Source organism: Tenacibaculum sp. TB-56, from assembly GCF_059716275.2.
The window spans coordinates 811,206-827,076 of sequence record NZ_CM201367.1; the positions used below are offsets into that span (position 1 = coordinate 811,206).

General features: G+C 32.5%; 9 protein-coding genes, 1 tRNA gene and 1 pseudogene. 6 read left to right on the forward strand and 5 right to left on the reverse strand.

The window, feature by feature from the left end; genetic code table 11:
- Nucleotides 1-62 precede the first annotated feature (62 nt).
- The 5 genes and pseudogenes from AC3VI6_RS03995 to AC3VI6_RS04015 all read right to left on the reverse strand — a co-directional run bounded on the left by AC3VI6_RS03995 (nt 63) and on the right by AC3VI6_RS04015 (nt 7,082).
- Nucleotides 63-3,531, reverse strand: a pseudogene (locus AC3VI6_RS03995) (efflux RND transporter permease subunit).
- A 13-nt stretch (nt 3,532-3,544) separates the two neighbouring features.
- A complete protein-coding gene (locus AC3VI6_RS04000) occupies nt 3,545-3,916 on the reverse strand; it encodes a four helix bundle protein (protein WP_497705240.1) in 372 nt (123 codons plus the stop codon).
- Between the two features lie 15 nt (nt 3,917-3,931).
- A complete protein-coding gene (locus AC3VI6_RS04005; RefSeq protein ID WP_497705241.1) occupies nt 3,932-5,107 on the reverse strand; it encodes an efflux RND transporter periplasmic adaptor subunit in 1,176 nt (391 codons plus the stop codon).
- The gene (locus AC3VI6_RS04010) at nt 5,107-6,468 is read right to left on the reverse strand and encodes a TolC family protein (RefSeq protein ID WP_497705242.1); all 1,362 of its coding nucleotides are present in this window, start codon (nt 6,466-6,468) and stop codon (nt 5,107-5,109) included. The genes AC3VI6_RS04005 and AC3VI6_RS04010 overlap by 1 nt, the downstream gene beginning before the upstream one ends.
- A gap of 5 nt (nt 6,469-6,473) precedes the next feature.
- Nucleotides 6,474-7,082 (reverse strand): TetR/AcrR family transcriptional regulator, encoded by a 609-nt coding sequence (locus AC3VI6_RS04015; RefSeq protein WP_299032291.1) that lies wholly within the window; start codon nt 7,080-7,082, stop codon nt 6,474-6,476.
- 126 nt (nt 7,083-7,208) lie between these two features.
- Here AC3VI6_RS04015 and AC3VI6_RS04020 point away from each other — a divergent pair, with 126 nt between their 5' ends.
- The 6 genes from AC3VI6_RS04020 (at nt 7,209) to AC3VI6_RS04045 (ending at nt 15,818) form a co-directional block, all read left to right on the forward strand.
- Nucleotides 7,209-8,180, forward strand: a complete 972-nt coding sequence (locus tag AC3VI6_RS04020; RefSeq protein ID WP_497705243.1) for a polyprenyl synthetase family protein — start codon at nt 7,209-7,211, stop codon at nt 8,178-8,180.
- A gap of 53 nt (nt 8,181-8,233) precedes the next feature.
- Nucleotides 8,234-8,307 (forward strand) — tRNA-Ile (locus tag AC3VI6_RS04025).
- Nucleotides 8,308-8,859: 552 nt separating this feature from the next.
- Nucleotides 8,860-11,229: an EcoAI/FtnUII family type I restriction enzme subunit R gene (gene hsdR / locus AC3VI6_RS04030; protein WP_497705244.1), complete on the forward strand. Its 2,370-nt coding sequence runs from the start codon at nt 8,860-8,862 to the stop codon at nt 11,227-11,229.
- Nucleotides 11,230-12,912, forward strand: coding sequence for a DUF262 domain-containing protein (locus AC3VI6_RS04035; protein ID WP_497705245.1), 1,683 nt, complete (start codon nt 11,230-11,232; stop codon nt 12,910-12,912).
- Nucleotides 12,913-14,346, forward strand: a complete 1,434-nt coding sequence (locus AC3VI6_RS04040) for a class I SAM-dependent DNA methyltransferase (RefSeq protein ID WP_497705246.1) — start codon at nt 12,913-12,915, stop codon at nt 14,344-14,346. It abuts the gene before it with no gap.
- Nucleotides 14,346-15,818, forward strand: coding sequence for a restriction endonuclease subunit S (locus AC3VI6_RS04045; RefSeq protein WP_497705247.1), 1,473 nt, complete (start codon nt 14,346-14,348; stop codon nt 15,816-15,818). Before AC3VI6_RS04040 ends, AC3VI6_RS04045 begins: the two co-directional genes overlap by 1 nt.
- Nucleotides 15,819-15,871: the final 53 nt, after the last annotated feature.

Genomic DNA, 15,871 nt, shown 5'->3' on the forward strand with positions numbered 1-15,871 from the left:
AATATAAAAAAGGGTTAAAAACGTATCGCTTTTAACCCTTTTTACAGTTAACAAAAAATCAATTATAGAACGCTACGTAGCCACATTTTAAACTTAGTGACTAAGTAGAATAATATCGGTACTACTATTAGTGTTAAGAAAGTAGCAATGAATAGTCCGTAAATAACTGTCCATGCTAAAGGTGCCCCAAAACACTACGTTATCTCCCCCTACATATATGTGCGGATTTAACTCACTTGCCAATGTAAAGAAGTTAATGTTTAACCCTGTTGCTAACGGGATTAATCCTAAAATGGTCGTAATCGCCGTTAATAATACTGGACGTAAACGTGCTTTACCTCCTCTAATTACTACTTCTCCTAAAGTACGCACATCTACATATTCATCAGGAGCAAGTCCTTGCTCCACCTTTTTACGATCTATTAATAATTGTGTATAATCTAGCAGTACCACTCCGTTATTTACCACAATACCAGCAAGGGAAATAATACCCATCATCGTCATCATAATTACGAATGGTTTTGCCGTAATGATTAATCCTCCAAAAACACCAATTAAGCTCAAGAAAATAGCTAACATGATGATTCCTGGTTTTGAAACCGAATTGAATTGAAATATCAAGATTAAAAAGATTAACCCTAGTCCGCCAAAAAACGCTTTCATTAAGAAAGCCATTTGTTTATTTTGCTCTTCGATTTGCCCTGTATAATCCACTTTTACTGAATCTGGTTTTTCAGTAAACGATTTCATTTCTTGCTGAATTTTAGATACAATTGCAGCCGCATCTGTATAACCAGGAGCTAATGCTGAATAAACTGTTACCACCCTTTTAACATCTTTGTGCTTAATGGCGCTAAAACCTGAAGTATTAGTTTGTTCTGCTACTGCAGATATCGGAATTTCTTTAATGGTTCCTGTAGCCATATCTCTAAAAGTGATCTTCTGATTGAAAACAGCACTTTTGTTATATCTATTTTCTTCATTAAAGCGAACGTAAATATCGTAATCATCTCCGTCTTCTTTGTAAACTCCTGCTTTCGAACCAAAAATAGCATTACGTAGCTGATTACCTACTTGCGATGAACTCACTCCTAATTCTCCTGCTTTTTTACGATCAACATTTACCAACATTGATGGTTTCGATTTGTTTACATCAATCTTTAACTCATCAATACCTGCGATACTTTTAGTGTTGATAAATTCACGCATTTTTTCAGCAGTGGTAATTAATTCTCCGTAATCGTTTCCTTCTAACTCTATATTGATTGGATACCCTACAGGTGGTCCTACAGCTTCTTTTTCTACTGAAATTTCTAATCCTGGATAAATTCCACGTAAGGCTTCGGTTACTTTTCTTTGCAACTCCTTACTATCTGCCCCTTCACGATATTTATATTCACGCATAGACGCCGTTATTTTACCTTTATGCGGCATTTCTGCAGTTGAACCTCCATCAGTTTGCGGATTTCCAGAACCTGCTCCTACTTGAGAAACCGCACTTTCTACCATGAAATTGTACCCATTATTCACATATTCAGGTGCGTTTAATATTTTATACACACGCTCTTCTATATCTTTCATAATCAGATTTGTTTTTTCTATATCGGTTCCTTGCGGATACTCGATATATACAATAATCTGATTCGGAGTATTATCTGGGAAGAATTCTACTTTTGTACGTTGGCTTCCTACTGAAGCTCCAAAACCTCCAAAAGCTATAAATAATAAAACTAATGTTCCTAAAGAAATAATATAAGGTCTCCAACCTTTTAAAGCTGCGCGAAGTGTTTTTTCATACATACGTTCCCAACGTGGCAACACGCTGTTTTGAAAAGCGTTTGCCCAAGGTCTAAGAAACAATCGGTACATCCACAACATGATTGCTGTAAAAATCATTACAGTTCCTAATGCTCGGTAAGTTCCGCCTAAAAATGCTATTAATAATCCTATCACTGCCATTACTGATGATAAGATGATAATACGTCTTAACGGCATGTTTTTATCTTCAACACTCATAAATTGTGATACCAACACTGAGTTGAAGAAAATAGCTACAAATAATGATGAACCTAATACTACAGATAATGTTACAGGGAAGTATATCATAAACTGCCCCATCGTTCCTGGCCACATTCCTAACGGAATAAATGCAGCCACAGTTGTTGCCGTTGAGATGATAATTGGAAATGCGATTTCTCCAATTCCTTTCTTTGCTGCCTCAATCCTTGGCATTCCTTCATCCATTAAACGGTATACGTTTTCTACAACTACAATACCGTTATCTACCAACATACCTAATCCCATAATTAATCCGAAAAGAATCATGGTGTTCATGGTATATCCTAACCAACTCAATATCATTAATGACATGAACATTGACATTGGTATTGCAAATCCAACAAATAAGGCATTTTTGAACCCTAAGAAGAACATTAACACTAATACTACCAGAATTACCCCAAAAATGATGTTGTTTACTAAATCATCTACCTGACCAATAGTTTTTGAAGATTGATCGTTAGCAATGGTTATTTTTAAGTTACTTGGAAAAACATTTGCTTTAGCTTCTTCAACAATTTTCTGAATTTTTTCAGCAGCTTCTACCATGTTTTTTCCTGAACGCTTTTTCACGTCTAGCATCACCACAGCTGCTCCGAATTCGCGAGCATACGTAGTTTTGTCTTTGTCTTTAAAAGAAACCTTAGCAATATCTTTTAAGTAAATAGAATTTCCTTTTTCAGATTTCACAACAAAATCTTGTAATTCTTGCGGATTTTCAATCTCTCCTAAAATACGCACTGTACGTCGTTGACCACTGGCAATTAAATTACCTGCCGACATGGTTAAGTTTCCTCCGTTAATGGAATTGATAACGTCTTGAAAACTTACTTGAGCTGCCATCATTTTGTAAATATCTACAGCTACCTCAACTTCTTTTTCTTCAGCACCACGGATATCTACTTTTTTTATTTCTTGTAAATCTTCAATCTCATCTTCTAAATATTCACCAAATTCTTTTAATTTATCAACAGGATAATCTCCAGAAATATTGATATTTAAAATTGGCATTTCTTCAGAAAGACTCAATTCAAAAACATTCGGTTCTACTTTAGCCCCGTTAAATGTAGGCCAATCTTCACCAGATGTTTCTTGATCTATTTCGTCTTTTACCTTTTGTTTTGCTTGATCAACTGTAATGTTTTCATCAAATTCAACTACTACCATCGAGTAATCTTCTTGTGATGTAGAAGTAATTTCAACCACATTACTCACCGTTTTTAGTCTATCTTCTAACGGATCGGTAATTAGTTTTTCAATATCTTCTGCAGTGTTCCCTGGATATAAAGAACTAACATAAATTTTGGTTTCTTTAATTTCAGGAAAGCTCTCTCTTGGCATACTTAAAAATGCCGAGATACCAGAGATAAATATCATAACCATCATTACATAGATGGTTGTTTTGTTATTTATTGCCCAAGAGGATAAACCAAATTCTTTATCTACTTGTTTTTTTTGTTTGTTATCAGCCATTAGACTTTAGTTTTTAGTCATTAGTGTTTTTAAGATACTTTTGAAGACTACTTATCATTTTTAATAATTCTTCTAGTTTTTCTCTTAAATTACTTTCTTCCTTTGTTGAAATATATTTTTGATTTTTAGCTATTGTTACACACACCACACATTCTTTAACAGAACCTAGTGCTATTTGTAAAAACCTAGAAAACTGAGGATTGGTATCTCCTGAACCTTCAGCAATATTTAATGCTATTGAAGTTGCTGCACGAATAAACTGTGATGTTAATCGGTAGTTTTCCTCTTTAGGAAAAGAATTACTTATTTGATACACAACATCAACAAAACTTAGTGCTTTTTGATACACTTTTAAATCTTCAAACTTAAATTTAATTTCCTCCATTCTATTAGCTAATAGCTACTGACTAACGTCTAGTATTTTAACCTCTTGTCCGTTTTTAACACTACGCGCTCCTTCATCAATAATTTTTGTCCCGCTTTCAATACCGCTCAACACCTCAATAATATCTCCTTGTGTTTTTCCTGTAGTTATAATTGTTTGTTTAGCAGTCCCTATTTGATCTTTGATATCTTCTACTACGTACACATATTGTTCGCCATTCGCATTTTCTGAAATAATACTTTGTGGTATTAGAATTGCCTTTTCGTTAGAATAATCATTGATTTTTAACTTCGCTGTTAAATTTGGCTTGATGTTTCCATCTTTATTAGGAACCTCAACTTCTACTTTAAATGTTCTGTTTGCTGGATTGATAAAATTACCTGCTTGACGAATTTTAGAAGTCAATTTTTCTCCTAATACAGGAAACTCAACTTCTACATTTTTCCCTTTTTTAATAGACGTAATATAGCTTTCAGGTACATCGGTTTCGATATACATATTTTTTAAGTTTACTATTCTAAAGACTTCTGAACCCATGCCTGGTGCTACCACTGTTCCTTGCTCTTTTATTACATCATCAATTACTCCTGAAAAAGGCGCAGTAATTACCGACTTTGCCAATTGTCTTCTTAACTGACTAACAGCATTGGTTTGTGCTTCGTAATTTGTTTTTGCTTGTAAATACTGAATTTCTGATCCTATTTTTTGATTCCATAAACGCTCTTGACGTTTGTAGGTTGTTTCTGCTAAAGCTGCTTGCGCTTCAATTTGTGCTAATTGATTAGCCAAACCTCCATCATCAATCTTTGCTAGGGCTTGTCCTTTATTAACATACTGTCCTTCTTTTACGTAGATACGCGTTAAAAGTCCAGGCATTTCAGGATAAATTAGTACATTTTGTTTTGTTTGAACAGCTCCTTGTAGTTCTAAATAATGGTCAAACACTTCTTCTTTTGCTGAAAGAACAGTGATTAAAGGAACTTTTTTATTGGTATCTAACTCAGATATTTTACTATTTAAAAGTTTAATATCTTCAGTTAATACTTGTATTTTATCTTCTAATGTTGCTTTTTTCTCTCGAATTTTAGCTAAGTCGTTAGATGTAATTACATCTTGTACCGATTGCTCTTTTTTGCCTCCACAAGAAGCCAAAAGCAATGTAATTGCGAATAGTGAATATATTTTTCTCATTATAGTTGATTTTGTTTTAGTGGTAAATTTAATGCGTTTTCTAACTGTGCTTTTTTGGCTATTACGTTCAACATTGATTGTACATAGTTGTTTTGTTGTGTGTATAGCTGGTTTTGTGCTTGTAACAAATCGAAACTTGAAGAAATTCCTTCAAAAAACTTTACTTGTTGCTTTTTCTCAATGCGCTCTGCTAAGGCTAAATTTTTCTTAGCAGTTTCATAGCTTTCTATTCCTAATTGATATTCGCTCTTAGCGGTTTCAACTTGGAGATTTAATTTTTGCTTCGCTTCTTCTAATCGGATATCAGCATTCTCTAATTCTATTTTAGCTTGCGCTGTTCTTGAACTTCTTCCGAAAGAACTAAAAATAGGCACGTTTAAACTTACTCCGAATAAAGAGTAATCATACCATTTTTGGTCGCTATCTAAAAAGTTAAAATCATCTGAGTTTGCATTTGCCCCGTAGTTTATAAAAGCAGATAAACTTGGCAGAGCCTTACTTTGCTCTAACCTCATTAACAAACGCTTACTTTCTCTGTCGTTTTGAGCAATTCTAAAATCAATATGATTATCAATATTAAACTGGCTTGCCAACAAACTTAAATCAGTATTCTCTACAACTAAATTATCTAAAGTAGAGGTTAAAGTTAGCTGAGTATCAATTGAATTTCCTAGTGAAACATTCAGCATTTGATATGCTATTTCTTTTAGTCTTTCTGCATTTCTTAAATTACTTTCTACATTTCCTAAAGTAATTTGAAGTTGTTCTACGTTTTCTAACTCAGTTAACCCATTATCGTATGTTTTCTGAGTTTCATCTAAGTTTTTTTCAAGTATAGCTTTATTTCTTTTTAAGATTTCTATTGATTTTTCATTAACCAATACGTTTCCATAAGCATTAACTACAGCTTCACGAGTTGCTAATTCTGTTTTCTCTTTAGCTTGTTCTGAAATTTTCAAATACGTTTTTGCTGATTGTAATCCTACCAAATACGAACCATCAAAAATTAACTGAGTAAGTGTTACAGAGGCGTTCATGGTTTGTTCTGGGACAAATGTTACTGGTTCAAAAGTACCTGGTTCACCTCCTGTGAACTCTGCTGGTAAAAATGAAACTTGTCGTTTTATCCAGTTTTGATACTCTACTTTTCCATTAATTTGTGGTAAACCAATTGTGGTTGTTTCCCATTTTTTCTTTTTTGCTGCCTCAATATTATTTAAAGAAACTTTGTTCTCGTAACTGTTTTTTATAGCATAATCAATTGCTTCTTGCATTGATAAGCTCATTTCTTTTTCTTGTTCTTGGGCTATAATACTCCCTATAAAAAAGAATATAAATACACTACTTATGTATTTTTTCATTGTTTTTAATTTTGATTCGTAATTTTTAGTTGTTTTTCTAGTTCTTTTACTCCTTTCTCAGTGGCAATTGCTCTGATATGATATTCTAATATCTCATATTCAATTTTCATTATTTCTTGAACTTCATCTCCATATAATTCGCTTTCAAAAACTCCAAAAACCAAGGTAAAATAAAAATTCACCATTAGCTCTTTGTCAATATCTGCTCTATACAATCCTTGTTCAATTCCTTTGGTTAAATTACTTACAATACAATCTCTAAACATACACACCTCACGTTCCATTAACTTTGCATAGGTTTCTGGGTAGTACTTTTTAAGCTGATACATAGGTGATGCTTTTGAATTTTTAAGCATCTCTTTAAAAATTGCTTTTACAGCAAATTCTTCTTCTACAGCATTATAATTTTGACTTTTAACTGCGTTAATTGTTTCACTAATTGTGTTATGAACTGCCTCAGTACTTACATCTACCAAAGACGTTTTATTAGGAAAGTACTTGTATAATGTCTTTTTAGACATCCCAAGCTCTTTCGCTATATCATCCATCGTTGTGCTTTTAAACCCTAAGGTTAAAAACATTTCTCCTGCTTTATTAATAATTTTATTTCTCATAATCGAGGGCAAAAATACAACAGGAAACTTTAGAAACAAAAAAAGTTTCCTTAGTTTTAGTCTTTTTTTAACACAGACTTACCATTAGAATTTTTGTTTACCGTATTTTTACAAAAATTTTCAGATTTGGACATATTATCATATCAATCAGACTTTATAGCTTATTTAGAATCTCATAAATTTTCTAGAGAACCTAAAAACCTTTATGAACCAATTGATTATATACTTCAATTAGGAGGAAAAAGAATTCGCCCAATGCTTACTCTTATTGCTGCTGATATTTTTTCGGGCAATTACAAAGAAGCATTACCTGCCGCATTAGCTGTTGAAGTTTTTCACAACTTTACTTTAGTGCATGACGATATTATGGATGATGCTCCTTTACGTAGAGGAAACGAAACTGTTCATGAAAAATGGGATATCAATACAGCTATTCTTTCTGGAGATGCTATGCTGATTTTGGCTTATCAATATTTTGAAAATTATGAGCCTACAGTATTTCAAAAACTAGCACAGTTATTCAGCAAAACTGCTTTAGAGGTTTGCGACGGACAGCAATTGGATGTTGATTTTGAAACAAGAAATGATGTAACCATTGAGGAATACATCAAAATGATCACCTTGAAAACATCTGTTTTAGTTGCTGCTGCGTTAAAAATGGGCGCTATTGTAGCTAAAGCTGATGAAAAAGAGGCACAACATTTATATAACTACGGTTTAAATTTAGGTATCGCTTTTCAGTTACAAGATGATTATTTAGATACTTTCGGAGATCCTGAATCATTTGGAAAACAAGTAGGTGGTGACATTATAGAAAATAAAAAGACTTACTTATACTTAAAAGCTTTAGAAGTTTCCAATCCTAACGATAAAGAAAGTTTATTAAATTTATATAACGGACAAGAAAAAAACAATACAGAAAAAATAACTACTGTTTCTACCATTTTTAGAAACAACAATATTCCTGAAGAAACTTTTAAACTTATTGAGTACTACACAAATAAGGCTTTTGAATGTCTTGAACACTTAAATATTAGTGAGCAACAAAAAGAGGGTTTACGCGTGTTCGGTGAAAATTTAATGAGTAGAAAAGTGTAAAAAAATAGCTGTTTATTTAAAAAAGTTTTTATTTTTGCATTCCAAATAAAACAGGTCCTATAGCTCAGTTGGTTAGAGCACCTGACTCATAATCAGGGGGTCCATGGTTCGAGCCCATGTGGGACCACTTTAAAAGCTTATAATCTACTGATTATAAGCTTTTTACATTTTAATACATAATTTTTGTGTCAGTATTTGCGTCAGTATTTTTCGGAAAATTAATGTATAAATCGCTTAGAAGATTCCCTTTATTTGGTAGCTTTCTAACTTTACCAAATAAAAAAAGCGACTAAATAAAGAGAGTTTTCTTAGGTACAATTCCTAGTGCCTCTATAAAGTCGCAGAGTAAAAATATAAAAAATAAACCAAATTCACAAAAACTAACTTTGCGTTTTGCGTTGTTAAATTATAAAAACAAAAAGCCTTCATTTCATTACCCCTCTATCCAATCGGGGTAAATCAGACAAACAAAAGACATAATAAATTTATATATATAAATATTTTGCGTTTTTTTGCGCTGCTTTTTTTGCGCTTTAATAATAAATTCAAACAGCTTTGATTTTTACCTTTTTTTTAGACAAGAAAACTATACCGACATTAAATTGCATTCTGCACAATTACGCAATTTCTAGCAAAAGATATTAAATAAAATGTATTTTAGTCACAAAGTTCAAAATGCATGAAAAAAAAGAACCTGTCTGAATCTGACATAAAAGCCAAATATATCACACCTGCTATATTAAAATCAGGTTGGGATGAGCAAACACAATTAGGACGTGAAATTTTCTTCACAGATGGTCGAATCCATGTAAGAGGAAGGGTTCATACTAGAGGAAAGCGAAAATTTGCGGACTATATACTTTTCTACAAACCGAATGTTCCGATTGCCATAATAGAGGCAAAAGACAACAAACACAGCGTAAAAAGTGGAATTCAACAAGCGCTTGGCTACGCCAATACCTTGGATATTCCTTGTGTGTTTAGTAGTAATGGAGATGGATTTTATTTTCACGACAAAACAGCAACAGACGGAGAAATTGAAAAAGAACTGACTTTAGACGAATTTCCAAGTCCTGAAATGCTTTGGCAGAAATACAAAAAATACAAGGGAATTGAAACCGAAGAAGTTGAAGAAATCGCCAAACAAGATTATTTTCAAGATGGTTCTGGTCGTAGTCCAAGATATTACCAACAAATTGCAGTAAATAGAACAACCGAAGCAGTTGCAAAAGGTCAAGACCGAATTATTTTGGTAATGGCAACTGGAACAGGAAAAACTTATACAGCTTTTCAAATCATTTATAGACTTTGGAAAAGTGGAGCAAAAAAGAGAATTTTATTTTTAGCAGACAGAACTGCATTAATTGACCAAACAGCTCGTGGCGATTTCAGACATTTTAAAGATGCGCTAACAATCATAAAACACAAGAAAATTGATACGGCTTACAATATTTATTTAGCATTATATCAAGGGTTATCGGATAGTAAATCCGAAGATGCATATAAAAAATTCAGCCCTGATTTTTTTGATTTAGTAGTTATTGACGAGTGTCATAGAGGAAGCGCAAAAGAAGATAGTAAATGGCGTAAGATTTTAGCTTATTTTGACAAAGCAACTCATATAGGTTTAACTGCAACACCAAAAGAAACCACCGAAGTTTCAAATATTGATTATTTCGGAGAACCAATTTACACCTATTCGTTAAAACAAGGAATTGATGATGGTTTTCTTGCGCCTTACAAAGTTGTAAAAGTCACCTTAGATATTGATGCGGAAGGTTGGCGACCAACACAAGGTTTTGTGGATAAAAGCGGAAATCCAGTTGAAGATAGAATTTACAACAGAACAGATTTCGACAAAAATATTGTCGTTGAAGAACGCAGAAAATTAGTAGCAAAAAAGATTACCGAATTTTTAAAAGGTTATGACCGATTTGCAAAAACAATCGTTTTCTGTATTGATATTGAGCACGCAGAAGGAATGCGTTCCGCATTGGCTAACGCCAATGCCGACTTATTTGCCCAAAACAATAAGTATGTTATGCAAATTACTGGCGATAACGAAGAAGGAAAACGTGAGTTAGATAGTTTTATCAATCCAAGTGAACCTTATCCAGTTATTGCAACCACTTCTAAATTAATGACTACAGGAGTTGATGCTCAAACGTGTAAACTCATTGTTTTAGATAGTAATATTGGTTCAATGACCGAGTTTAAACAAATTATTGGTCGTGGAACGAGAATAAATGAGGAATATGGTAAAACCTATTTTACCATTATGGATTTTAGGAATGTAACCAACCTATTTGCTGACCCTGATTTTGATGGCGACCCAGTAATGATAAAACAAGTTGGTGAAGATGATGATTTATCTGGAGCAGAAGATGAAACCACAGATGAAGTTATCACAGACATTTTAGATGGCGAAGAAGTAGAATTTCCAGACATTCAAGGCGGCGGAGAAATTGAAGAAGATACAAGAAGAGAAAAAATTCGAGTAGATGGCGTTCAAGTAAAAATAGTCAATGAACGTGTACAGTATTTAGGAAATGATGGTAAAATCATTACCGAAAGTCTAAAAGACTACACCAAAAACAACGTGACAAAGCAATATCAAAGTTTAGAAAAGTTCTTAAGTACTTGGAACAATGCAGAAAAAAAAGAAGCGATTATCAAAGAATTAGAAGAACAAGGCATTTTCTTTGAGGCGCTTAAAGATGAAGTTGGTAAAGATTTTGACCCTTTCGATTTAATCTGTCACGTAGCTTTTGAAGCAAAACCATTAACCAGAAAAGAACGAGCAAACAACGTAAAAAAGAGAAACTATTTCACCAAATATGGAGACAAAGCACAAGCGGTTTTAAATAGTTTACTCGATAAATATGCAGAAGATGGTTTATTAACCATTGAAAGTACAGAAGTATTAAAACTTGACCCTTTAAATAAATTAGGTACAGCAATGGAGCTTATTAAATCTTTTGGTGGTAAACCAGAGTATTTAAAAGCTTTAAAGGAATTAGAAAACGAATTATACAACACAACCGCATAAATGGAACAACGCATAGAAATAATTAATAACTGGAATTTAAAAAAAGTTTTTAATGAATTAGAAAGTGGAAATATGAAGATTCCGCGCTTTCAGCGTGGATATGTATGGGAACGTTCCAAAATTGTAAAACTCTTAAATAGCATTTACGCACAATACCCAATCGGTTCATTCTTTTTATGGATGGCAAATAAGGAATACAAAAATTTTTGTCGTGAAATAGAAGAATTAGATTTTCCGAAAGATCCAGAGTCAAATTTATATAGCTTTATTCTTGATGGACAACAACGTATTACATCTTTATACGTCGCATTAAATGGCAAAAAATTGAACAATACAGATTACGCTTCTATTTGCTTTAATGTTGAAAAGAAAATATTTCAAATTCCTCGTTTAAAAACAGAGCAACACAATGTACCTGCCTGGAAATTATTTAACACAGCAGAATATGGTAATGTTTTAAAAGAATATACGCTGTACGATGTAAAAAATGAAACTGATTTATCTGGAAATTGGAGTGCCTGCCATCAAGTATTTAGCGACTATCCTATTAGTATTATTAAAACACTAAAAATGGAACTAGAAGAGGTTGTTGATATCTTTGAACGGATAAACCAAGGAGGGAAAAGACTATCATTGTTTGATTTAGTACACGCCAGTGCTTGGTCACCAAATTTTGATTTGAGAGATAAAATAAAAAGATTCAATAATGAAGCCAATGTCAGAGTGTTTGGTGGTTTAGAAAACGAAATATTTACGCAATCTTTAGCGCTTAATATTTATGGGGATTGTACTAATAAAAATCAATTAAAACTAACAGCGACAAACTGTAAAGACGCTTGGGATAAAACAACGGAGTCAATAAGAATAGCAACTGATTTTGTAAAATCATTCGGAGTGCCTTTTATTTCGTTTTTGCCCTACAACTCTTTTATGCCTATACTACAACTTTATTTTTACCATTCAGGTTTAAAAAGTGTAAAGAACGAACATAAAAAATACATTGAAAATTGGTTTTGGACAGCAACTTTTTCAGCACGTTTCTCTAGTTCCAGTTTAACTAAAATGACTGAAGATGCCAATTGGATAAAATCCTTAATAGACACCCAGCCTAAAGATAATGTATTCCCTGTAACGCTAACCTTAAAAGAATTAGTTAAAGTTAGAATGCAAAACAAATCGGTTATAAAAAATGGTGTATTATGTTTAATGTCATTAAATAAACCAGTGGATTTTGACAACGGGCAAACGGTAATATTAGACAAAACCAACATATCAAAATCTAACGGAAAAGAAAACCATCACTTCTTCCCATATTCATTAAAAGATGATTTTGGTGTATCTGCCAGAGAAATAAATTCATTATTAAATTTTGCGCTTATTTCGGGTAGATTGAACAGAGAAATTTCAAATAAATTCCCAAAAAATTATTTAAATGAATATGCCTTACAAAACCATGATATTTCTGAACATTTAAAATCACATTTTATAAATGAAGAAGCATATAAAGCATCTCTAGAAAATAATTACAGTAAGTTTTTAGAAGAAAGAGGAAAATGTGTAATGGTAGCAATTGATAAGAAAGTGAAAGTTGCAGAATATGCAAATAATCAGAACAACAATGAGTCTGAAATTATTGATGAAAACATTGAATTTGAAGACGAACTAATAAACGAAACTAATTAAATGGCAAACGTAGCAGCAGTAGTAAGCAGCATAAGAAATATAATGCGTCAAGACAGAGGTATCTCTGGTGATGCACAACGATTAGAGCAATTAGGCTGGATGCTCTTTTTAAAAATTATTGACGATAAAGACCAAGAATTAGAAATATTAAAAGACGATTATCAATCTGTCATTCCAGAGAAATTTCAATGGAGAACTTGGGCAAGCGACCCAGAAGGAATTACAGGAGAAGATTTATTAGAATTTATAGATAGTAACGCACAAAGCAACAGAGGTTTGTTTGCAACCTTGCGTATTTTAACAAGCGTAAATAACCCAAAACGTGCTGCCATAGTTAAAGAGGTGTTTGATGGTTCTAACAACTATATGAAAAGTGGTTACGAAATGCGTAAAGTCATTAACAAGCTTAACGAAATTGACTTTAACAATTCTGACGACAAACACATTTTTGGCAATATTTACGAAAGCATTTTACAAGAATTGCGTGATGCAGGAAACAAAGGTGAATATTATACACCAAGAGCAGTTACGCAATTAATGACACAAATGACCGACCCAAAATTGGGAGAAAAAGTGCTTGACCCAGCAGCAGGAACAGGCGGATTTTTAACAGCAGCAATAGACCACGTTAGAGAACACTATGTAAATACAGTTGATGACGAACACACCTTGCAAAATAGCATTACAGGTTGGGAATTAAAACCTGTAGCTTATGTGTTAGGATTAACCAACTTAATATTACACGAAATGGATGTTCCAGACTATCATTATATTGATAGTTTAAAAAAGGAATACAACAGTATTGGACGTAAAGACCAAGTAGATGTTATTTTGGCAAATCCACCTTTTGGTGCGAGTATAGCAGATGGTGTAGAAACCAACTTTCCTGCAACGTATAGATGTAAGGAATCTGCCGATTTATTTGTGATTTTAATGTTGCAACTCTTAAAACCAAAAGGGCGTTGTGCCATTGTTTTGCCTGATGGTTCAATTACTGGAGATGGTGTAAAAGCAAGAATTAGAGAAAAGTTATTGACTGATACGAATTTGCACACCATAATTCGTTTACCACAAACTACCTTTTTTCCTGCAACTGTTAGTACCAATTTATTATTCTTTGAAAAAGGAAACAAAACCAAAGACATTTGGTATTACGAACATAAATTACCAGAAGGACAAAAAAGTTATTCTAAAACAAAACCCATACAGTTTAATGAGTTTGAACCTTTAATTAAATGGTGGAATAACCGAGAAGAAAACGACCAAGCTTGGAAAGTAAATATTAACGATTTAAAAGATTGGGATTTAGATATTAAAAACCCAACGAAAGAGGAAGAGGAAGAAATTTTAACTGTAAATGAAACATTGGAAAAACTTGAAAAGTCATTTTCAATTTCCAATAATTTATTCTCTGAAATTAAAAGCAGTTTATAATGTGGAGAGAATTATTTTTTAAGAATATAAGTACTTATATAGCATTAATCAATGAATATTTATCTGAAGAATATAAACCTAAACCATTAAGTGAATATTTTAAAATTGTTGGTGGTTATGCTTTTAAATCAAAAGAATATCAAGAAGAGGGCATTCCTGTCATACGGATTTCAGATTTTCAAAATGAAAAAATTGTTTTAGATAATGTTAGATATTATCAAGAGTCAGAAGATTTAGAAAAATATGAATTATTTGAAGGAGATATAATTATTGCAATGACTGGTGGAACTATTGGAAAATTAGCAATAGTAGAAAAAGGGTTAGGTAAATTATATTTAAATCAGCGAGTAGGTAAATTTGAGTTAAAGGATAATAGTTTGTTTTATGACAAATATGTTTATTGGATAGCACGAGGAGTTGAAGAAAAAGTTAAGTCCTTGGCTTGGGGAGGTGCACAACCTAATGTAAGTAGCAAAAAGATTGAAGGAATGGAATTTCCTGTTCCTACAGTTGAAATTCAAGAAAAGATTGTAGCTTTTTTATCAGATTTTGAAAAGAATCAAATAAAAAATATTACATACTTTAATGAATTTATTGAAAATAGAATCTTTGAAATCCAACAACACTGTGTCAAAATTTCTTCATTAGATTCTGAAATCCAAACCCAAAAACAACTCATTTTTCAACTAAAACAAGCCATTTTACAAGAAGCCATACAAGGTAAACTGACACAAGAATGGCGAGAAGAAAACCTTAATACAGAACCTGCAAGCGAATTATTAAAACAGATAAAAGAAGAAAAACAACAGTTAATAAAAGAAAAGAAGATTAGAAAGGAAAAACCATTACCACCAATTACAGAGGACGAAATTCCTTTTGAAATTCCTAAAAATTGGACTTGGTGTATTCTTGATGAAGTCACATTATTTAAAAATGGAAAAGCTCACGAACAATTTGTTGATGCTGATGGTAAGTATGTGTTAATCAACTCAAAATTTGTATCAACAAATGGCGAAAAAGTTAAATACACAGGTAACCTAATGATGCCAATGTTTGTAGATGAAATTGCAATAGTTATGAGTGATGTTCCAAATGGTAGAGCATTAAGTAGATGTTTCATAATAGACGAAAATGACAAATACTCATTAAATCAACGAATTGGAGGTATAGTTCCAATAAACGGTATTTACCCAAAATATCTATTGTATTTATTAGACAGAAATAAACATTATTTAAGTTTTAATGATGGTAAAAAACAAACGAATCTGAAAAAGAGTCAAATAATGACTTGTCCTGTTCCTTTACCACCATTTGAAGAACAAAAAGCAATAGTTGAAAAAGTAGAAGCCTTAATGCAAAAATGTAGTACCTTAGAGCAAGAAATTACCCAAAGCGAACAACACGCCAATATGCTAATGCAAGCAGTTTTAAAAGAAGCGTTTGAGAGTAAAACTGAAAAGGTTTTGGCTTAAACAGCTTTAATACATTTACTGCACTTTCTGCACTTTACTAATTTATTGTGCAG

Coding starts and splice junctions, on each gene's coding strand:
- AC3VI6_RS04000 (WP_497705240.1), bottom strand. CDS start 3,916: ATGGAGGAAATTAAATTTAAGTTTGAAGATTTAAAAGTGTATCAAAAA.
- AC3VI6_RS04005 (WP_497705241.1), bottom strand. CDS start 5,107: ATGAGAAAAATATATTCACTATTCGCAATTACATTGCTTTTGGCTTCT.
- AC3VI6_RS04010 (WP_497705242.1), bottom strand. CDS start 6,468: ATGAAAAAATACATAAGTAGTGTATTTATATTCTTTTTTATAGGGAGT.
- AC3VI6_RS04015 (WP_299032291.1), bottom strand. CDS start 7,082: ATGAGAAATAAAATTATTAATAAAGCAGGAGAAATGTTTTTAACCTTA.
- hsdR (WP_497705244.1), top strand. CDS start 8,860: ATGAAAAAAAAGAACCTGTCTGAATCTGACATAAAAGCCAAATATATC.
- AC3VI6_RS04035 (WP_497705245.1), top strand. CDS start 11,230: ATGGAACAACGCATAGAAATAATTAATAACTGGAATTTAAAAAAAGTT.
- AC3VI6_RS04040 (WP_497705246.1), top strand. CDS start 12,913: ATGGCAAACGTAGCAGCAGTAGTAAGCAGCATAAGAAATATAATGCGT.
- AC3VI6_RS04045 (WP_497705247.1), top strand. CDS start 14,346: ATGTGGAGAGAATTATTTTTTAAGAATATAAGTACTTATATAGCATTA.